We start from the raw sequence: 19,653 nt of genomic DNA on the forward strand, positions 1-19,653 counted from the left end.
CTGCCATCAGGGCGCGCCCGCCGGACCTCGCTCGGACCCACGCGCCGCCGTGCCACAGGCGTGGCAGAAGTGCGCGAAGGCGCTCTTGCGCGTCTGGCAGGCGCCGCAGTGGTCGTGCAGGCCGATGCCGCAATGGGGGCAGAAGTCGATCCCCGGGTCCTTGAGGTCCACCGGCCGCTCGCAGCCCGGGCAGACGCCCTTGGCCAGCCGCGCCAGGGCGGTGTCGTAGTGCAGCTCTTCGCGTCTGACGGTGTCCGGCTGGGCTTCCTTGAGCGCCAGGCGGGCGCGATAGTCCTGCAGGGCACGGATGGCGTAGCGCCCGCTCAGGACCGTCAGCAGGATGCCCACCAGATAGCGCACATAGCCGCCATAGCTAGGTAGATAGGGCACCAGCTCGACAAAGAAGGCGAACAGCGCGAAGAAGATGAAGCCCCAGACGAAGGGCCACCAGGTGCTCTTGCGCTGGCGGACGAACAGCCAGGCGGCGACTGCCAGCAGGGGAAGCGTCAGCGCCAGGCGATAGAGGAAGACCCGCAGTTCGGCCTGCTGGCGGGCATCGAGCCAGGCCTGCTGGGCCGCGTCGCTCAGCTCGGCCAGGCTGTGCGCGGCAGCGGCCGCGTGCTGCTCGGCATCCAGCAGCGCCTGTTCCTGGCGTTCGACCTCCTGCTCGGCGGCGCGCTCGCCGGCCTTGAGCGCGTCCAGGGCGCGGCTGCGGGCGATCAGCTCGGCGTCCTGCTCGGGGCGCTGGGTGGTCTGGCGGGTCGCCAGCCAGTTGTCGAAGGTCTCGCGATTGGCCGTGTAGCTGCGCGCCGCCGCGGCCTGCTGCAGCTGGGCCTGGTCGAGGGCATCCTGGGCCGCGCGCCGGGCCTGGTTCGCCTGGCGCTGGTCCGCCCGCGCCGTGGCGGTGGCCGCCGGGTCCATGAAGTCTTCCAGACCCTGCTGGCGCTCCACCTGGGGCAGATCGCCGACCAGGGTGCCGCCCAGGCCGATGAGAAAGCCGGCGAACACCAGCGCCAGCAGCCAGAGGCCGCGGTTGAACCACTTTTCCGAGAGTCGCAGTGATTTGCCCATGGGTCCCTCCAGGTCGAAAGAAGGCTCAGCTTAGCCGCTCCCTGGGTGCCCCGCTCAGGCCAGCTTGATCGCCACCACCCCGGCGACGATGGCCAGGCCGGCGCAGACGCGCCCTAGCGGCAGACTCTCGTGCAGCCAGAAGACCCCGATCAGCAGGGCGAACAGCACGCTGGTCTCGCGCAGTGCCGAGACCAGGCCGATGGGCGCCTGGGTGGTGGCGACGATCACCAGGCTGTAGGCCAGCATCGACATGACCCCGCCCACCAGTCCAGCGCGCCAGTGCGGACCGAGTCCGGCGAAGGCCGAGCCGCCGCGACTCAGGCGCAGCACCAGCGCGGCCACCACGCCGTTCACCGCGAACAGCCAGAGGGCATAGGCCACGGTATCACCGCTGGCGCGCGCACCGAGGGCATCGGCCAGGGTGTAGGCGGCGATGAAGCTGCCGGTGGTGAAGGCGCAGCCCAGCAGCGCGAGGCTAGGCGGCGTGCCGCGCCGGGCCCCGAGCAGCGCCATCAGGGCGAGACCGGTCACCAGCAGACCCAGGCCGAGCAGGGCGGGCGGCGAGAGCACCTCACCGAGGGCGAGAAAGGCCACCCCGCTGACCAGCAGCGGGGCGCTGCCACGGGAGAGCGGATAGACCTGGCCCAGGTCGCCATAGCGATAGGCGCGGGCGAGAAAGGCGTTGTAGCCGATGTGCAGCAGGGCGGAGAGGGCGATCCAGGGCCAGGCCGCGGTCGCGGGCAGGGCCACGAAGGGCAGCGCCAGCAGGGCGGCGACGCCGGCGCCGATCTGGATCAGGCTGGCGGTGAGAAAGCGATCGAGGCCGATCTTGAGCAGGGCGTTCCAGCCGGCGTGCAGCAGCGCGGCGAGCAGTACCAGGGCAAACAGGGGCGTGGTCACGAGGCCTCCGGCCAGGCGGGTCCATCAGTCTAGCCTAGGGCGCCTTCCGGGAGGCCGCCCATGGCGTCGCAACCCCGGACGCAGCACACTGGCAGCCGTGTTTCGCCGCTGCGCCAGGATGGCTGCCATGAATCCCTCCGCTTCTTCTCCGCCCCTCGCCCCACCCGCGATGCCGCGCCACGGCGCGGTCGGCCTGGCGCTGGTCGCCGGTCTGTCGCTGCTGGCCGGCATGACCGATGCCATCGGCTTTCTCGCCACCGGCGATTTCGTCTCCTTCATGAGCGGTAATACCACCCGTTTAGCTGCCGAGGTAGCGGCTGGCCGCTGGGCCGCGGCGGGGCACCTGGCGCTGGCTATTGTCACCTTCGTGCTGGGTAATGCCGGCGGCGTGCTGCTGCAGCGGCTGACCCGCCAGCGCGCCTGCCTGCTGCTCGGCCTGCTGGCCCTGCTGCTGGCGCTGGCGGCCAGTCTCCCCCTGGGCCCGCTGGCGCTGCTGACCGGGGTGTTCGCCATGGGCATGGTCAATGCGGTGGTGGAGCAGGTCTATGGCCTGCCCATCGGCCTCACCTACGTCACCGGCGCCCTGTCGCGCTTCGGGCGCGGTCTGGGCCACTGGCTGCTGGGCGAACGCCGCCGCGGCTGGCGCATCCAGCTGGTGCCCTGGCTGGGCATGCTGCTCGGCGGTGTGCTCGGCGCTGCGCTGGAAGCGGGACTGGGCCTGGCGGCCTGGTACGCCAGCGCGGCCCTGGCCGCGACCCTGGCGGTGATCTTTCGCCTGATCCCGCGGGCCTGGCAACTGGGCTATCTGGCGTCATGAGCGCCGCGACCCAGACCCTGGGGGTCGGCGCCCGCGATTCCGAACTGGGCCAGGCCAAGGTCCGGCTGGCCTTCATCCTGCCAGCCTCGGCCTACATCATCGGCGCCTGGGCCTGGGGGCTGTTCGATACGGCCATCCTGCTGGCCAACCTGCTCTGCTACGCCCTGTTCGCCGTGGCGGCCGTCGGCCTGTTCGTCGAGATCCGGCGGCGGCCGGGGGTGAAACCCTGGCGACGGCTGCTGGCCATGAGTCTGGACTTCAGCGCCATCACCTTTTCCTCCATCACCAGCGGCGAGGCCCTGCTGCCGCTGTTCGGCGTGCTGCTCTGGGTCACGGTGGGCAATGGCCTGCGCTATGGACGTGGCTACCTGCTGCTGGCCACCGGGCTGTCGCTGACCGCCCTCGCCGCCATCATCGCCGGCATGCCCTTCCTGCAGCGCTATCCCACGGTGGCCCTGATGATGCTGGTGACCGCGCTGCTGGTGCCCGGCTACGTGCATTTCCTGCTGACCCGCATCCAGGATTCGCTGCGCGAGACCCAGGCGGCCAACCTGGCCAAGGCGCGCTTCCTGGCCCAGGCCAGCCATGACCTGCGCCAGCCGATCCACTCCATCGGCCTGTTCACCGCCTGCCTGCGCGACGGCCAGCTGAGCGCCGATCAGGGCCGGCTGGTCGACAACATCGACCGCTCCCTGCTCGGCGTCGAGCAGCTGTTCCGCTCGCTGCTGGACATCTACACCCTCGATCAGCAGCAGGTCAGTCCGCGGCGCACGGTGGTCGACCTGGATACCCTGTTCGAGGACCTGGTGCGGCAGAACGCCGAGGCGGCGCGCTGGGCCGGGGTGGAGATCCGCTGGCGCGCCTCTGGGCTGCAGGTCTACAGCGACCCGGCGCTGCTGCTCACCTCGCTGCAGAATCTGCTGTCCAACGCCCTCAAGTACGCCCCGGGCAAACCCCTGCTGCTGGCGGTGCGCCGGCGCCAGGGCCAGCTCGCCCTGGTGGTCTACGACCAGGGACCGGGCATCGCCGCCGAGCACCTGCCGCACCTGTGCGAGGAGTTCTACCGGGTGCGGGAGACGCGCGATCGCGACATCGAGGGCGTCGGCCTGGGACTGTCCATCGTGCAGCGCATCGCCACCCTGCTCGATCTGCAGCTGACCATCCGTTCGCGACCCGGCCGCGGTACCGCGGTCAGGCTCCAGGGCCTGCCGCCGGCCACCCTGCCGCTGGAGGCGCGGCCACGGCCGGCGAGCGGCCCCCAGCACCTGCTCGCCGGCTGGCGGGTGCTGCTCATCGAAGACGACGCCAACGTGCTGCTGGCCACCGCGACCCTGCTGCGCAGCTGGGGTTGCGAGGTCACCACCGCCACCAGCATTCCCGCCAGCGCCGTGAGCTGCGACCTGGTGATCACCGATTTCGACCTGGATCGCAGCGCCTCGGGCGCCGACTGCATCGCCTATCTCAATCGGCTGCAGGGCCGGCGCATCCCGGCCATCGTGGTGACCGGACACGACATCCCCCAGGTCCAGCAGGCGCTGGGCGACGCCGAGATCCCGGTGCTGGCCAAGCCGGTGCGACCGGCGGAATTGCGCGCCCTGCTGCTGGCCTTTCGCGTCGCGGCTAGCTGAGCGAGCGCTGGGCGCCGAGGCCGGCCTTGGCGCCAAAGGCGGCCGCCGCCGCGCGGGTGCCGACGCCCAGGGTGCGCAGCAGCGCGGAAACATGGATGCGCACGGTAAAGGGCGAGATGGCCAGGATCCGGGCGATCTCCTTGTTGCTCAGGCCCTGGGTGATCAGGCCGAGCACCTCCAGCTGCCGCGGCGTCAGCGCCTGCAGCCGGTGGTCGGGCGCCAGACTGGCCGGAGCCAGACTCGGCATGGCATAGCGCACCACCGGTTGCCCGGCGAGACAGTCGGCGATCGCCTCGGCCATGGCCGCCGGCGGTAGCGCCTTGCCGATGAAGCCATCCACGCCCGCCGCCAGGATATGCTCGATCACCGTGGCGTCTTCCAGCATCGAGACCACGATCAGGGTGCTGCGCTTGAATTCCTGGCGCAGGGCGCGCAGCGAAAAGCTCAGGTCCTGGCCGGGATAGAGCAGGTCCAGCAGCAGCCCGCTGGGCGGCTCGCCCTGGCGCGCCAGTTCCAGGACCTGTTGCAGGCTGTCGGCCTGCGCCACCTGCGCCTGCGGCTGCAGCTGGCGCAGGATGCGCACCAGGCCTTCACGAAACAGCGGATGGTCGTCGGCGACGATGAAACGTTGCATCTCTGGCTATCCTGGGGCCCTGGACACCGGGTGCTACGCCGGGGTGGCCCAAAGCCTCTAGTCTAGCGCAGGCCCCAAGGGTGGACCACTTGGTAAAACGCTTGGGCCGCCGCAGCGCTCAGCCGTCTTGCGCCAGGCCGCGCGGCGCGGCCAGCGGCTCGGGCAGGTCCTGCACGGCACCTGCGCCCAGTTGCCGCCGCATCAGCCACTCGAAGGCGCCGGTCAGCAGCAGCGCCGCACAGGCCAGGCCGAAGGCCAGACCCCACCAGACGCCATGGGGGCCGATACCCAAGCGGACGCCCAGCAGCCAGGCGCCACTGGCGCCGATCAGGCAGTAGCAGAGCAAGCCGCCGTAGAAACCCAGGCGCGCCTGACGGATTCCGCGCAGCGCCCCCTGGGCGATGCTCTGGGTGCCATCGAAGATGACGAACACCGCCGCGATCAGCACCAGCTGCCGTGCCAGTTCGCTGACCGGGCTGTGGCCATCCGGCAGAAACAACCCCACCAGCCAGGCGGGAAAGCTCCAGAACAGCAGGGCGATGCCCAGCATCACCAGGGCACCACCACCGATGGCCAGCCGCCCCACCAGCAGGGCCTCGCGCGGCCGCCCGGCGCCCTGGTGCTGGCCGATACGGATGCTGGTGGCATAGGAGAGGCCGGCTGGCAACATGAACACCAGATACACCAGCTGATTGGCGATCTGATGGGCCGCCAGCGCCGTGGCGCCCAGCGCGCCCATGCACAGCGCCGCCGACAGGAACAGGCAGGCTTCCACCGCATAGGTGCCACTGATCGCCAGGCCCTGGCCGAGGGTGTCGGCGAGGGCACGACGATCCGGGCGGCGCAGATAGCGGCGCAGGGGATAGGCGGCATAGGCCGGATGGCGGGCGATATACAGCGCCAGGCCCAGGGCCGCGCCATTCATCACCACCGCGGTCACCGCGCCGATGCCCGGCAGTCCGGGTTGCGGCAGGCCGCCCCAGCCGTGCAGCAGCGCCAGGTTGAACAGGGCATTGAGCAGCGCCGCCCCCAGCACGATGGTCAGCACCGGTCCGGGGCGCTCCAGGGCGCTGGTGAAACCCCGCAGGGTCATGAACAGCAGATGGCCGGGCAGGGCGAAGGCCAGGCAGCGCAGGAAGACGCCGGCCGCCTGGCGACTCTCTTCGGGTTGGCCGGCCAGGGCCAGCAGGGGTTCGATATGCCACAGCAGGGTGCCGGCCAGCAGCGCCAGCACCCCGGCGATCCAGATCCCCGCCGCCGTCACCGCCGCCACGCCCTCGGTATCGCCCGCGCCGCGGCGCAAGGCTGCCAGGTTGGCCACCGCGGTGATCACCCCCACGCAGATCACCGAGACGAAGGAATAGACCGCCGCTCCCAGGCCGCCACCGGCCAGGGCTGCCGGGCCCAGGCGGCCCATCATCAGGGTGTCGGTGAAGACCATGGCCACATAGGCCAGCTGCGCACCGATCAGGGGCAGGGCGAGGCGCAACAGCGCGAGCAACTCGTGACGCGGCAGAGACATGGGTGGATCTCGCTGAGCAGGACCGACTTTGACAAGAACTCATTGTTGGATGCCGTCGCGCCTTCCACAATCGGAAAATAGCCATGCCATCCATGAGTCTGAGTCATGCCCGACGTCCCCTCGCGGCTGCCGCCGCTGTATGCCCTGCGCGCCTTCGAGGCCGCCGCTCGCCATGGATCCTTCACCCGCGCGGCTCAGGAGTTGTCGCTGACCCAGAGTGCGGTCAGTCGCCATGTGCGGACCCTGGAAGAGACCTTTGGCTGCCGCCTGTTCGAGCGCGCCGGGCGGCAGCTGGCGCTGACCGAGCCCGGCAAGCTGCTCTTGCCGGGGCTGAGCGAGGGCTTCGAGGCGCTGGCGCGGGCCTGCGGCAATCTCGCCGTGGCCGAGGGCACCCTGAGACTCAAGGCGCCTACCACCCTGTCGCTGCGCTGGCTGCTGGCGCGCTTTCGCCAGCTCAGTCCGCAACTGGACATCCAGCTCACCAGCGTCTGGATGGCCAGCGACCGGGTCGACTTCGTCCACGAGCCCTTCGATTGCGCGGTGCTGCTCGGCGACGGCCGCTTCCCGGCGGACTGGGAGGTGGTGCCGCTGTTCGAGGAGTGGCTGGTGCCGGTCTGCTCGCCGGCTGCCGCCCGCGAGGGCGTCTGGGATCCGGCGCGCCTGCAGCGGGAAGAGCTGCTGCATCCCACCTTCGACCGCCGCGACTGGCGCCGCTGGTTGCAGGCCATGGGCCTGACCCAGGCGGTGCCCCTGACGGGTGGCCAGGTGTTCGACACCCTGGAGCTGGGCATGGCCGCTGCCGCGCGGGGCTACGGGGTGTCCATCGGCGATCTGGTGATGCTGGCCGAAGACGTGGCGGCCGGACTCATCGCCTTGCCCTGGCCCGAGGCGGTGGCCAGCGGCGATGCCTATTACCTGGTCTGGCCGCGCAATCGCCGGGGGCAGGGGCGCCTTCGCCAGCTGGCTGACTTCCTGCAGCGGGAAGTGGCGTCCCAGAGCCTCCCCGAGGTCATTCGCCATAAATAAGGCGCCAGACTGCTGTCATTCGCTTTAGTTCATCGTACCTCTGCCGATAAAATGAACGTTAATCGCTAAGAAGACCGCCCTAGAGCGGCCGGTCCCTGATACAAACCCCTTGCCCTCAAATTCGTACTGCCCTACAGGGATGTAGGCGCTTTGGAGCTCCCTATGGTCATTTCCCCGCGTCGTAGTATCGCCCGACAACTTGCCTTGGCCCTCAGTCTGGTACTGATTGTCGTGATCGCCGGCAGCTGTCTGTTCGCCCTCCATGCCTTGAGCGTGTCCATCGAAGGCACCCAGCGCAAGCACCTGGGCAGCGAGGCCCGGCTGCTCGCTGATCAGCAGCAGACCTTTCTCAGCACCCTGAAGATCAGCACCCAGCGACTGGCCAATCTGTTCGAGCGCCGCTTCGATGGCGGCCTGACGCGTGGCAGCGAGCGCACCGTCGTCGCCGGCACCGATACCCCGGTGCTGCTCTACAAGGGTGAGGCGCTGAACAACGACTTCACTCAGGTCGATGACTTCACCCGTCTCACCGGTGGTACCGCCACCATCTTCGTGCGCGACGGCGACGACTTCACCCGTATCACCACCTCGCTGAAAAAGCAGGACGGCAGTCGCGCCATCGGTACCCGCCTGGACCGCAAGCACCCCGGCTATGCCGGACTGCTCCAGGGCCAGACCTACGTCGGTCGCGCCCAGCTGTTCGGCCGCTCCTACATGACCCAGTACAGCCCGGTGCGTGACGCCCAGGGCCAGGTCATTGCCGTGCTCTATGTCGGCTTCGATTACACCGACGCCCAGGCCCAGCAACTGGCCCAGCTGACCCAGCTGCGCATCGGCGAGACTGGCTCCCTGGCCCTGCTCGATGAGCAGGGCAACTGGCTGGTGCCCCCGGCCAATGCCAAGCAGGCCAACGAGCTCCTCGCCGCCCTCAAGAACGACCCCAGGCAGCACGAACACACCTGGCAGGACGGCAACGAAGACTTCCTCAGCGTCAGCGCCCCGGTCGCCGGCGAAGGCTGGACCGTGGTCGCCACCCTGCCCAAGGCCGAGCTGGACGCGCCGGTGCACGCCGTGGGCCTGCGCCTGGCCATCGGCAGCCTGATCGCCCTGATGCTGGCAGTGCTCGCCTCGGTCGTCCTGCTGCGCCACAAGCTGAAGCCGCTGGGCCAACTGGTGGAGCGGGCCCAGGCCCTGGGTCGCGGTCAGCTCAGCGTGCGCGTCGAGGCGCGTAGCCACGACGAAATCGGTGAACTCGCCCAGAGCTTCAACCAGATGGCCGATGCCCTGGCCTCCACCGTCGAGCAGGTCCGTGGCTCCTCGCGCGCGGTCACCGAGCGCTCCCAGCAACTGAGCCAGCTCTCCGACCAGACCCTGAGACGCTCCGCCGAGCAGTCCAGCCAGATCGACAGCATGGCCAGCGCCGTGGAGGAATTCAGCGCCACCGCCCAGAACATCGCCGACGGCATGCAGCGCACCGAGCGCCTGGTGCAGGAAAACGCCCAGCAGACCCGCACCGGTACCCAGGCCATGCAGGGCGCCTCGGGCGCCCTGGAACAGATCGCCGACTCCCTGGCCAGCACCGCCGAACTCATCAAGGGCCTGGACGGCCGCTCCCAGCAGATTGGCGGCATCATCGGCGTCATCAGCGGGATCGCCGAGCAGACCAACCTGCTGGCGCTCAATGCCGCCATCGAAGCGGCGCGGGCCGGTGAGCAGGGCCGCGGCTTCGCCGTGGTCGCCGACGAAGTCCGGCAACTGGCCGGTCGCACCAGCGAAGCCACCCGCGAGATCTCGCAGATGATCGGCGCGGTACAGGGCGAGACCCAGCGTGCCATGGGCGCCATCGACGAAGGCAATCGCCTGATGGAGCAGGGCCTGGCGCGCAACGCCGACGTGGCCCAGGCACTGCGCAGCATCGACCAGCAGGTCGCCGAGGCGGTGGAGCAATTCTCCGGCATCGCCCAGGCCACTGCCGAGCAGAGCACCACCGCCACCGCCCTGAGTCGCAACATCCAGGCGATCGCCGTGGACAACGCCGCCCAGCGCGATGCCGCCGAGGTGCTGGCCGGCACCGCGGGCGAGCTGCGTCATCTGGCGGAAGACCTCAGCGCCGAGGTCGGTCGGTTCAGCTGATCGGAGCGTTCCGGCAGCAGTGAAAGGGAGGCTCAGGCCTCCCTTTTTCATTCCTGCGTACCTTGGCCCTTGCTTGGCTGCAATACTCTGACTACTGTATGCAAATACAGTATAAGAGGAGGGGTGTCATGGGCGTATCCAACGAGGCGGTGCAGGCCGTCGAACGCATGCTGACCACGCTGCGGGCGGAGCGGGACGACTATCGCGAGCTGGCCCACCAGTGGCGGGCCATGTGCTTCGAGCTGGCGCAGGAAAACCAGGCGTTGCGCGATCGCCTGCAGGAGCCGCCACGCCACTACGGCCCGCCTGCCGGCGCCTAGTGACTCGCCCGATACTGCAGCGCCTCCGCCAGCTGCGGTCGCTGGATCTCGGCCTGGCCGGCGAGATCGGCCAGAGTCCGGGCCACCTTGACCACCCGGTGCAGGGCGCGCAGGGACAGATTCAGGCGTTCCCCCGCGCCTTCCAGCCAGCGCTGATCGGCCTCGCTCAGAGCACAGACCTGGTGCAGCTGATCGAGACCGAGCAGGGCGTTGGGGCGACCCTGGCGCGCCAGCTGGAGGGCGCGGGCGTCGGCCACCTGGCGTGCCGCCTCCGCCGTCGTGAGTTCGCTGACCGCTGAAGCGCCCAGCCGCAGGTGCTCGCGGGCCACGGTGAGGTGCAGGTCGATACGGTCCAGCAGCGGACCGGAGAGCTTGCCGCGATAGCGCTGGATCTGCTCCGGGCTGCAGCGACAGCGTCCGCTGGGATCGCCCAGGTAGCCGCAGGGACAGGGATTCATCGCCGCCACCAGCTGGAAGCGCGCCGGAAAGCGCACCCGTTCCCGTGCCCGGGCGATGACGATCTCGCCACTCTCCAGCGGCTCGCGCAGCACCTCCAGCACCTTGCGATCGAATTCCGGCAACTCGTCGAGAAACAGCACCCCGCGGTGGGCCAGGGTGATCTCGCCGGGACCGGGGCGGCTGCCACCGCCCACCAGTGCCGGCCCGGACGCCGAATGATGCGGCTGGCGAAAGGGTCGCTGCGGCCAGTGTTCCAGCGGCTCGGAGCCGGCCACCGAATGGATGGCGGCCACCTGCAGCGCCTCTTCTTCGTCCAGGGGCGGCAGCAGTCCCGGCAGGCGACTGGCGAGCAGGGTCTTGCCGGTTCCCGGTGGGCCGGCCAGCAGCAGGTTGTGGGCACCGGCTGCGGCCACCACCAGGGCGCGCTTGGCCGCCTGCTGGCCCTGGACCTCGGCGAGATCGGGATAGGGCAGCGGGGTGCGCAGCAGACCGCTGGGCTGATAGGTGGCCAGCACGGCCTGGCCGCTCAGGTGACCGGCGAATTCCAGCAGGTGATCGACCGCCAGCACCCTGAGGCCACTGGCCAGGCAGGCTTCCTCGGCATTGGCGCGGGGCACCACCAGGATCCGCCCGGCGGCCCGGGCTGCCAGCGCTGCGGGTAGCACGCCACGCACCGCCCGCACCGCGCCCGACAGGGCCAGCTCACCCAGGCACTCGTAATCGTCGAGGCCCTGCGCCGGCAGCTGTCCGCTGGCGGCGAGGATGCCGATGGCCAGGGCGAGGTCGAAACGCCCGCCGTCCTTGGGCAGGTCGGCGGGCGCGAGATTGAGGGTGATGCGGCGACTGGGGAATTCGAAGCCGGCGTTGAGGATGGCGCTGCGCACCCGATCCTTGGCTTCGCGAACGGCGGTTTCCGGCAGGCCGACCAGGGTGAGGGCGGGCAGGCCGTTGGCCAGGTGCGCCTCGACGACCACCGGCGGCGCTTCCACACCCACCTGGGCACGGGTATGAACGAGGGCAAGCGACATGATCTCTCCTTGATCGTGATTCGCCAGACTCAGGGCTGCACCATCCTGGCGCGCCCTTGGGGATCAGTCGGCGGGCGCGACGTCCGTGGCCGGGGTGACCGGCGGCTTGACCTCGGCGGTTTGCGGCTTTTCCAGCTCGGTGAGGCGCGCTTCGAGGGCTTCCAGGCGCGCACGGGTGCGGGCCAGCACGGCCATCTGGGCATCGAATTCGTCGCGGCTGACCACATCGAGCTTGCTCAGGGCGCCTTGCAGCAGTGCCTTGAACTGGCTTTCGATCTCGGCCTTGGGCAGCGGCGAGTCCTGACCGAACAGCCGGCTGGCCTGCTGAGTCAGGGAATCGAACAGCGAACGGGTCGTGGACATGGTTATCCCCTGCAATGGATCGAAGCTCGAGTGTAGCACAGCAGCCTTCCAGCCCTCCGGTAGTGGCCTTGCACCGCTTTGGTGCCAACCCCGGCCCAGAGCTGTTCGCTGTTGGTGCAAAGTCTTGCCCGCAGGGTCAGGTCCTGCCCCTTCAGGAGGCGCGCCAGCCGGGCTGACGCTCGAAATCCGTACGCCTTCACAAACCTGGCAAGCTTTCTGCTACTGCCGATGCAGAGACGGGCGTCAGAGGGCGCCTGGGGTGGAGGCGCGCTCTGGCCGCTTCTGCCGTGACCGCGGCGATTACCACGCCAACGGTTAAACAGACGGTCACTGCGCTAGACTTGGACCGGGGTTTGTTTTCCTGGGGCCAGTCAACTCAATCGGGAGAAGTTCATGAAACTAGTCACCGCCATCATCAAGCCGTTCAAGCTCGACGACGTGCGTGAGTCGCTGTCCGAGATCGGTGTGCAAGGCATCACCGTTACCGAGGTCAAGGGCTTCGGCCGTCAGAAGGGCCATACCGAGCTCTATCGCGGCGCCGAATACGTCGTCGACTTCCTGCCCAAGGTCAAGATCGACGTCGCCATCGCCGACGATCAGCTCGACCGCGTCATCGAGGCCATCACCAAGGCCGCCAACACCGGCAAGATCGGTGACGGCAAGATCTTCGTGGTGAATCTCGAGCAGGCCATCCGCATCCGCACCGGCGAAACCGACACAGACGCCATCTGACGCCCTAACCGACCGCCCAACCCCACACGAGCCCCAGGAGAAACAACGATGACTCTGCGCACCTACGCAGGGCTAGGAGCCCTCATGTCTTTCGTAGCGCTGCCGGGCCTGGCCATGGCCCAGGAAGCGGCTGCGGCACCAGCCATCAACAGCGGGGATACGGCCTGGATGCTGGTCTCGACGGCCCTGGTGCTGTTCATGACCATCCCGGGTCTCGCGCTGTTCTACGGCGGCATGGTGCGTGCCAAGAACGTCCTCTCGGTGATGATGCAGTGCTTCGCCATCACCGGTCTCATCAGCATCCTGTGGATGGTCTATGGCTATAGCCTGGCCTTCGACACCACCGGCATGGAGAAGGGCGTCACCAACTTCAATTCCTTCATCGGCGGTCTGGGCAAGGCCTTCCTGTCCAGCCTGCAGCATGATGCCGTGACCTCGGCCACCGCCCTGTTCCCGGAAAGCGTCTTCGTCACCTTCCAGATGACCTTCGCCATCATCACCCCGGCGCTGATCGTCGGTGCCTTCGCCGAGCGCATGAAGTTCTCCGCCATGCTGGTCTTCACCGGCCTGTGGTTCACCTTCGTCTACGCCCCCATCGCCCACATGGTCTGGAGCGGTGACGGTGGCCTGATGTGGGACTGGGGCGTACTGGACTTCGCCGGCGGCACCGTGGTGCACATCAACGCCGGTGTGGCCGGTCTGGTCGCGGCCCTGGTCCTGGGCAAGCGCAAGGGCTATCCCACCACCCCCATGGCGCCGCACAACCTGGGCTACACCCTGGTCGGTGCCGCCATGCTGTGGGTCGGCTGGTTCGGCTTCAACGCCGGTTCCGCCGCGGCTGCCAACGGCACCGCCGGCATGGCCATGCTGACCACCCAGATCGCCACCGCTGCCGCCGCACTGGGCTGGATGTTCGCCGAGTGGATCACCCACGGTAAGCCGAGCGCCCTGGGCATCGCCTCCGGCGTGGTCGCCGGTCTGGTCGCCATCACCCCGGCCGCCGGTACCGCCGGCCCCATGGGCGCCCTGATCATCGGCCTGGCCGCTGGCGTGATCTGCTTCTTCACCGCCACCAGCCTCAAGCGCAAGCTCGGCTACGACGACTCCCTGGACGCCTTTGGCGTGCACGGCATCGGCGGCATCATCGGCGCCCTGCTGACCGGTGTCTTCGCCGCGCCGTCCCTGGGTGGCTTCGGCACCGTCACCGACATCGGCGCCCAGCTGTTCATCCAGTTCAAGGGCGTGGCCTTCACCATCGTCTACACCGGCATCGTCACCTTCGTGATCCTCAAGGTGCTGGACGTGGTCATGGGTCTGAGAGTCAACGAGGAAGAGGAAACCGTGGGTCTGGACCTCACCCTGCACAACGAGCGTGGCTACAACCTGTAAGCCGCCGCTCTGGAAAAAGGCGCCGCGAGGCGCCTTTTTCATGTCCGCCATACGGCTGGAACAACCGCCATCCTGCTGTGTCTAGACTGCACGCCAGCGGTGTGCAATCACCGCTTTGCTTTTCCGATCGTCGCGCTAGAATGCGCGCCCAGTCAGTCGGCGGGGGTTGTTCATGTGGCTGCAGCGGAGCTTTTCCCTGCGCGCGCGGGCGCGTGGTTTCCATCTCGTCACCGCTGAGGTGCTGGAGCAGCTGCCCGAGCTTGGCGAGTGCCGGATCGGCCTGCTGCACCTCTGGCTGCAGCACACCTCGGCCTCGCTGACCATCAACGAGAATGCCGATGGGGCGGTACGCCGCGACTTCGAGCGGTTCTTCAACCAGCTGGTGCCCCAGGGGCAGGCCGGATACGAACACGACTACGAAGGGCCGGACGACCTGCCTGCGCATTTCAAGAGCAGTCTGCTCGGCTGCAGCCTGAGTCTGCCGGTCCAGGCGGGTCGCCTGGCCCTGGGAACCTGGCAGGGTATCTACCTGGGCGAGCATCGCGACCAGGGTGGCGCACGGCGACTGATCGCGACGCTGCAAGGCGAATAGCCAGGAATTTTTTTTAGGAGGCCGCGTCAAAACGCGCGGTCCGATTTTGCCAAAGTGTGTGGAGGCGGTTTATGAGCGACGAAGATCTGGAGCAGGACGACCTGGAGACAGGCGCGGAAGAAGAGGGCGATAACGAAGACTTCGCTGCCGCAACCGACGACGCCGAGCAAGAGGAAAGCGGGGACAGCGAAGCGCCCGCGTCCGGGAGCAAGGCCAAGAAGAAGCGTGAAGCCGAGCCCGAGGAGCTGCCTTCGGTGGAAGCCAAGCAGCGTGAGCGGGATGCGTTGGAAAAGGCCATGCAGGACTTTCTGGCCCGCGGTGGCAAGGTGCAGGAAATCGACGCCAATGTGGTCGCCGATCCGCCGAAGAAGCCCGACAGCAAATATGGCAGTCGTCCCATCTAGGACCGTGCCATACCGCCTTCGAAACCCCGCCTCGGCGGGGTTTCGTCTATCTGGCGATCACAACAGCGCCATCACCATGATGAAGCCGGTGAAGGCTGCAGCCATGGTCGCAAGGCAAGCCATGCAGATTACATCATCTCTCTCATACATGTTGGCAGCGCCCTAAAGCCTAATGGGTGATGGCATTCTGCTCCTCTGGCAAACATCTCCCTGTGTGGCTCATCGCAAAAGGCCATCATCTCGCCGTCGTGATGCCAAGCAGTTCACCAATGGCGCGGGGGCCCGTAATAGGGACGGGGTTCGTAGGCCGGCTGGTAGGGGTAGTAGCCCGGTGGGGCCGGCCGCCAATGGGGCGCGGCATAGCCGGGTTGCGGATAGGGCTGGTAATAGCTGTAGGGATAGCGATCCCTGCGGTAATAGGGGTGGTGTCGGTGATGCCGTCGAAATTCGCCCGCCGGCAGGAATTCGCCGCCTTCGGCGACGGCTGCGGGGCCGCCCGCCCAGGGTTGCCCACGCTCGGGGCCCTCGTAGGCGGCGGCCAGGCCGCTGGCGGTCAGGGTGGCGGTCAACAGCAGAATCAACGACGCTCGCGATGCCATGGTGCTCTCCTCGCGGCGCTCGATGGGCCGCGTCACCATGAAACACCTTTGGCGGTCAGCGGACGTCAGGCCAGGTAAAGGTCTGGTAAGGCCCCCGTGGGCTCAGGCCCAGTCCAGGCCCTGCATGCCCACGGCGACGATGAGCGCCATGGCCAGCAGGCCGATGCCGCACATCAGGATGGTCAACTCCAGTTGATCCAGGCGCCGCTTCATCCCTGCCACCAGTGCCATAGGGTGAAGCCGATCAGCGCCATGACCAGGCTGAGAAACAACCGGTTCAACCAGAGGCTGACGCCACTCAGGAGTCTGAGCCAGAAGGGTGCGGCGGGCTCGACGGCGAGCGGGCCGGGTTGAGCGACGGCGTCCTGGGGGAGCGCGCCGGGCAGAGCGGGAGCGACGAGGGGGAGCGAGGGAATGGGCATGCAGCGAGCGCCTCCGTGCGCCTGGTGCGAAGTCCAGCTGACCACAGCGGTCAGCCAGGGCCGAGCGGCGCCCTGGATGGGCTGCCACTGCTGCGATCGATCATCGCCGAAATCCCCTGCAGCCGGGAAACGACCTCCTGAAACCGTCGGGCGGATCGCACTCCTGAGCGCAAATAGCCGCGGACCCGGTGGCCTGGTCGCGGGCTCCGAGGGCGGAGAAGCCCTGCGCGGCTTGAGCGCCCGTGCGGACCGGTGCAGGCTGGATGACCTCGGCGCCCTGGCGCCAGCTCCGGAGGGAAAACGTCATGAGCAATCTGTTTCGCGACCTGCCCGATGCCGCCGCGGCGGAGGTGTTCACGGCCCTGCTGGAGCGGCCCGGCTGTCGTATAGAGCGGATCGTCTCCCAGGGTCAGACGACGCCGGTAGCGGCCCCCTGGCGGCAGGCCCATGAGGAATGGGTGCTGCTGCTGAAGGGCGCCGCGCGGATCGCCCTGGCGGGGCGAGAGGTGGCGCTCGAACCGGGCGATACGCTGTTCATCCCGGCTGATACCGAGCACTGGGTGACCTACACCGATCCCGCGGTCGCCACGGTGTGGCTGGCGATCCATCTCGGTGTGGTGGACGGGGCTCCAGCACCGGCGTGAGCAGGGCGGCACCCGAGCGCTTCAGACCAGGCACCCACGGCGCGGGTCGTTGCAAAGGCGCCCTGAGCGGCAGGGAAGGGACGCGCTCGGGCTTTGGACGCGAGCGGGTAGGAATCGCAGGCACAAAAAAACCGGCGCTAGGCCGGTTTCTCTGATTTCCAGATCCCGCAGGATCCGGAAGCTTGTCTTGGTGCCCAGGGACGGAATCGAACCGCCGACACGTAGCAACACTAGCCAAGCCCAGTAATGACGGGCCTTACAGCCCGATACAACAGGCCGTAGTGTACAAGTCCTGTGTACCTATGACCATTCGGGCTTGAGGTGGATTACGTCATGCGAGCGAGTCCAGTCACCAACGTCCATTTCGTGCCCGACATACACGACGCTGCTGGCAGACTTGAGATTGGTCAGGGCGTCTAACAGGTAATCTCTTGGGTGCACGGCCAGCACAACGTCATGTCGTGCGTAAGGATCAAGCGTCTGCTGAGAGTGAAGGGATACCGCCACACCTTCCACTGATACTGACTGATTGGCCTGCAGTTTTCTTAGCATCGGTCCGCCCAGGACGGGCTCAAGGAAAGGACAGGTATGCTTGTTGTTCACGTAAATCCAGAGTTGCTGATTACTCTGCTGAGCAAACCCTAAAGCAGCAACGTAGGTTGCCTTTACTTCCTCTTCGTCCGCGTACTCCGGTACAAAAGCGTAAACATCCATAGTGTTCCCTCACGTAGTTGGTGAGCTTTAACCCTAGCATCTGCGCAGCGTAACGGCGGCACTAGCGGACCTAAATCCGCTCTGGATTTGCGAGAGTACCCTTGAACCCTAAAGGAGTACGCCAGTCCCCATGGCCTGGTGCCGGGGTGTGCCCAGCCGGCAGGGAAAAACCAAGCCCCGCCACCTCATATCAAACCGTTCGACTGCGCCTTATCAAACCGTTGACAAGCGTCAGCGGTACGATAAATCATGCCGGCATCACGTCCTGTCGAGCATCCCAGCATGAAAGTCGTCGCGTACTACCGAGTCTCCACCGAGCGCCAGGGAGAGTCCGGCCTTGGCCTGGATGCCCAACGGGAGTACATCCGCATAGCTGCAGAGCAGAACGACTGGGACGTGCTGGCGGCCTTTGAGGATCATGCCTCGGGCACTATCGCACCGGAGCAACGCCCGCAATGTGCGGCTGCCCTGGAGCACTGCAGGAAGCACGGGGCGACGCTCGTCGTGGCGAAGCTCGACCGCATCAGCCGGGACGTGGAGCACATCGCGGGGCTCATTAAGCGCGTGCAGTTCAAGGTTGCGACGATGCCCACGGCGGATAACTTCCAGCTCCACCTGTACGCCGCCCTGGCCCAGCAGGAACGGGAGTTCATCAGCCAGCGCACCAAGGCCGCTCTGGCGTCACTCAAGGCCCGCGCAGAGGCAGGGGATGCACAGGCGCAGGCCAAGGTAGAACGTCGCACAGCGGGGCGGCTGGCGGCCAATGCGGCAGGCACAGGGGCAGCGGTGCATGCAGTGAAGGTCAAGGCCGACGTGTACGCGACCAGCATGGCGAGCGCGATCAAGGCCGCGATGTTCGATGGCGTCAGGACATTGCAGGCGCTGGCCGATCACCTCAATCAGCGCGGGCACCAGACACCCAGGGGCGCCAGCTTTACCGCTACCGCAGCGAGCCGCCTGCTACAGCGCCTTTGCATCCCCTTCCCTTAGTAGGAGGACACTGGCGCAGGGGCACAGAGAGCCCGTCAGCGCAGCGAGAGCACTCGCCCCGCGATGGTATTCCTAGGCTCAGAACGTCGCTTAGGAGGGCCCGCAGGGAGGCCGGCGCTGCCCACGAAGCAGGAGCACTCAAGGCCCGCGGGCGCACGCGACACGCAAGCCGCCAGCGACGCCAGGGCATGCCGGGCGTAGTAGCACGAGCACCTAGGTAGCAGTGGATCAGCAGGCACGCCCAAAGCCTACGGGAGGCCCGTGATGCAATGATCCTTGTTCCCCCTATGCCTGCGCATGCCCGCGTAGAGAACGCAGCAGCACGGAGCTAGACAGGCCTTGCCGGCACAGTCGAGGGTATTGGCAGCGCGGACGCCCGCATCCTGTCTTCGTTTGGCATCTTTCGTATGTAGGCAGCAGGTCTATGCCTGACGCTCAGCAAGGCCAATCAGGCCCGTCAAGTAAGGCGGCTTGCATTCTAGCGATCACCCCTTCTGGACCTACTACGCCGGTTAGCTCCTCACTCGTAGCGACCCACCTTAGTTTGATGCTGCTGTCCGAGCAGAGATAAAGAGTAAAACTAATCATCCCAGGCGACGACTGCTCGGCCTTGCAGAAATGATCAGGAAAAGCCCTGGCTACAGCGCCCAAGGCTGCGTGCAAAGCTGGGTCTATCATTTGGGTGAAAGGTAGGTGAGATACGACGTTTGTCGCGACGAGCAATTTTATGGTAAGAGGAATGGAAAATGAAGGGGCTCCGCTTAGGAAGTAGCTATCGCGATAGTGAACGGAACTAAGCCCAGGTCTCCGGTCTGATTCTGGAACGCCATTATGCAAGGAAGCATGGACATGCCTTACCGCAGAATCAATCTCGTCATCCTCGACGAGAAGCCCCTTGAAGAACTCCAGCGTGATCTTGATAAGCAGCGACGCAAAGTCCAATCAAGCCGGCGCCTGCTCCGCCACCTGTTCAATCGCCTTGCTCATCAACAAGCTGACCTAGAAGCACTTGAGGCTCTGGTGGCCAGCAGGCGCGCCACAGTGCACTAGCATTTAAATGGAGCCCTATCGACAGAGGGGCGCTCCGGCTAAGTGGTGGCCTATGGGAAAGGAAACATCTTTCACCTAAATGGGGGCCTTTTGGATAGAGAAAGTCATCGGTGTTTAAATCGAAGGCGCTTGGGAACAGGCAGCAAGCCTCATTGAGGGCCTATCGACACCAGAAACGCTTTCCCCTTCTGTGGACTCAGGCGGAAGTGGTGACCT

At 67.0% G+C, this 19,653-nt stretch carries 21 protein-coding genes; 12 read left to right on the forward strand and 9 right to left on the reverse strand.

The features are described from left to right. Positions 1-6: 6 nt before the first annotated feature. Entirely contained in the window at positions 7-1,071 is a 1,065-nt protein-coding gene (locus tag CFE50_RS07930; protein WP_241807746.1) for a zinc ribbon domain-containing protein, read from the reverse strand. A gap of 54 nt (positions 1,072-1,125) precedes the next feature. Then, positions 1,126-1,971 carry an EamA family transporter gene (locus tag CFE50_RS07935; protein WP_286732433.1) on the reverse strand — a complete coding sequence of 282 codons (846 nt, stop codon included), beginning with the start codon at positions 1,969-1,971 and terminating at the stop codon, positions 1,126-1,128. A gap of 127 nt (positions 1,972-2,098) precedes the next feature. Between CFE50_RS07935 and CFE50_RS07940 the strand changes: the two genes are divergently transcribed. Further along, the gene (locus CFE50_RS07940; RefSeq protein ID WP_286732435.1) at positions 2,099-2,788 is read left to right on the forward strand and encodes a YoaK family protein; all 690 of its coding nucleotides are present in this window, start codon (positions 2,099-2,101) and stop codon (positions 2,786-2,788) included. Further along, positions 2,785-4,416 carry an ATP-binding response regulator gene (locus CFE50_RS07945; RefSeq protein ID WP_286732437.1) on the forward strand — a complete coding sequence of 544 codons (1,632 nt, stop codon included), beginning with the start codon at positions 2,785-2,787 and terminating at the stop codon, positions 4,414-4,416. Before CFE50_RS07940 ends, CFE50_RS07945 begins: the two co-directional genes overlap by 4 nt. Here CFE50_RS07945 and CFE50_RS07950 read toward each other — a convergent pair. Beyond that, the gene (locus CFE50_RS07950) at positions 4,409-5,050 is read right to left on the reverse strand and encodes a LuxR C-terminal-related transcriptional regulator (protein WP_286732438.1); all 642 of its coding nucleotides are present in this window, start codon (positions 5,048-5,050) and stop codon (positions 4,409-4,411) included. The two genes, CFE50_RS07945 and CFE50_RS07950, sit on opposite strands and share 8 nt — an antisense overlap. A gap of 118 nt (positions 5,051-5,168) precedes the next feature. Beyond that, entirely contained in the window at positions 5,169-6,572 is a 1,404-nt protein-coding gene (locus CFE50_RS07955) for a NorM family multidrug efflux MATE transporter (protein ID WP_286732440.1), read from the reverse strand. Between the two features lie 105 nt (positions 6,573-6,677). Between CFE50_RS07955 and CFE50_RS07960 the strand changes: the two genes are divergently transcribed. From CFE50_RS07960 to CFE50_RS07970, 3 genes are all read left to right on the forward strand, one after another. Further along, complete coding sequence (locus CFE50_RS07960) at positions 6,678-7,598, forward strand: LysR substrate-binding domain-containing protein (protein ID WP_286732442.1); 921 nt, start codon at positions 6,678-6,680, stop codon at positions 7,596-7,598. Between the two features lie 162 nt (positions 7,599-7,760). After that, positions 7,761-9,731 carry a methyl-accepting chemotaxis protein gene (locus tag CFE50_RS07965; protein WP_286732444.1) on the forward strand — a complete coding sequence of 657 codons (1,971 nt, stop codon included), beginning with the start codon at positions 7,761-7,763 and terminating at the stop codon, positions 9,729-9,731. A gap of 128 nt (positions 9,732-9,859) precedes the next feature. Further along, positions 9,860-10,051 (forward strand): hypothetical protein, encoded by a 192-nt coding sequence (locus CFE50_RS07970; protein WP_027597468.1) that lies wholly within the window; start codon positions 9,860-9,862, stop codon positions 10,049-10,051. On the opposite strand, the gene CFE50_RS07975 is transcribed toward CFE50_RS07970, so the two are convergent. Next, a complete protein-coding gene (locus tag CFE50_RS07975) occupies positions 10,048-11,538 on the reverse strand; it encodes a YifB family Mg chelatase-like AAA ATPase (protein WP_286732446.1) in 1,491 nt (496 codons plus the stop codon). The genes CFE50_RS07970 and CFE50_RS07975 overlap by 4 nt on opposite strands. Before the next feature lie 63 nt (positions 11,539-11,601). After that, positions 11,602-11,901: an accessory factor UbiK family protein gene (locus tag CFE50_RS07980; protein WP_027597470.1), complete on the reverse strand. Its 300-nt coding sequence runs from the start codon at positions 11,899-11,901 to the stop codon at positions 11,602-11,604. A 393-nt stretch (positions 11,902-12,294) separates the two neighbouring features. On the opposite strand from CFE50_RS07980, the gene glnK reads away from it, so the two are divergent. The 4 genes from glnK to sutA all read left to right on the forward strand — a co-directional run bounded on the left by glnK (position 12,295) and on the right by sutA (position 15,018). After that, entirely contained in the window at positions 12,295-12,633 is a 339-nt protein-coding gene (gene glnK / locus CFE50_RS07985; RefSeq protein WP_003096476.1) for a P-II family nitrogen regulator, read from the forward strand. A gap of 48 nt (positions 12,634-12,681) precedes the next feature. Continuing rightward, on the forward strand, positions 12,682-14,022 hold the full coding sequence (locus tag CFE50_RS07990) for an ammonium transporter (protein WP_286732539.1): 1,341 nt from the start codon (positions 12,682-12,684) through the stop codon (positions 14,020-14,022). A 172-nt stretch (positions 14,023-14,194) separates the two neighbouring features. Continuing rightward, entirely contained in the window at positions 14,195-14,614 is a 420-nt protein-coding gene (locus CFE50_RS07995) for a secondary thiamine-phosphate synthase enzyme YjbQ (protein WP_007159806.1), read from the forward strand. Positions 14,615-14,685: 71 nt separating this feature from the next. Further along, positions 14,686-15,018 carry a dormancy-specific transcriptional regulator SutA gene (gene sutA, locus CFE50_RS08000; RefSeq protein WP_007159805.1) on the forward strand — a complete coding sequence of 111 codons (333 nt, stop codon included), beginning with the start codon at positions 14,686-14,688 and terminating at the stop codon, positions 15,016-15,018. A gap of 263 nt (positions 15,019-15,281) precedes the next feature. Here the strand turns inward: sutA and CFE50_RS08005 are convergent, their stop codons facing one another. Continuing rightward, positions 15,282-15,617, reverse strand: coding sequence for a hypothetical protein (locus tag CFE50_RS08005; RefSeq protein ID WP_007159803.1), 336 nt, complete (start codon positions 15,615-15,617; stop codon positions 15,282-15,284). 209 nt (positions 15,618-15,826) lie between these two features. Then, complete coding sequence (locus tag CFE50_RS08010; protein ID WP_267397789.1) at positions 15,827-16,039, reverse strand: hypothetical protein; 213 nt, start codon at positions 16,037-16,039, stop codon at positions 15,827-15,829. Positions 16,040-16,344: 305 nt separating this feature from the next. Here CFE50_RS08010 and CFE50_RS08015 point away from each other — a divergent pair, with 305 nt between their 5' ends. Next, positions 16,345-16,683 carry a cupin domain-containing protein gene (locus tag CFE50_RS08015; RefSeq protein WP_286732544.1) on the forward strand — a complete coding sequence of 113 codons (339 nt, stop codon included), beginning with the start codon at positions 16,345-16,347 and terminating at the stop codon, positions 16,681-16,683. 300 nt (positions 16,684-16,983) lie between these two features. Here the strand turns inward: CFE50_RS08015 and CFE50_RS08020 are convergent, their stop codons facing one another. Continuing rightward, entirely contained in the window at positions 16,984-17,397 is a 414-nt protein-coding gene (locus CFE50_RS08020) for a hypothetical protein (RefSeq protein WP_093255009.1), read from the reverse strand. A gap of 282 nt (positions 17,398-17,679) precedes the next feature. Between CFE50_RS08020 and CFE50_RS08025 the strand changes: the two genes are divergently transcribed. After that, positions 17,680-18,387, forward strand: coding sequence for a recombinase family protein (locus CFE50_RS08025; protein WP_286732546.1), 708 nt, complete (start codon positions 17,680-17,682; stop codon positions 18,385-18,387). Between the two features lie 843 nt (positions 18,388-19,230). Then, positions 19,231-19,437 (forward strand): hypothetical protein, encoded by a 207-nt coding sequence (locus tag CFE50_RS08030; RefSeq protein ID WP_286732548.1) that lies wholly within the window; start codon positions 19,231-19,233, stop codon positions 19,435-19,437. Positions 19,438-19,653 lie beyond the last annotated feature (216 nt).

Origin of the sequence: Pseudomonas sp. PGPPP4 (genome assembly GCF_002256045.1) — a bacterium.
GTDB lineage: Bacteria > Pseudomonadota > Gammaproteobacteria > Pseudomonadales > Pseudomonadaceae > Chryseomonas > Chryseomonas oryzihabitans.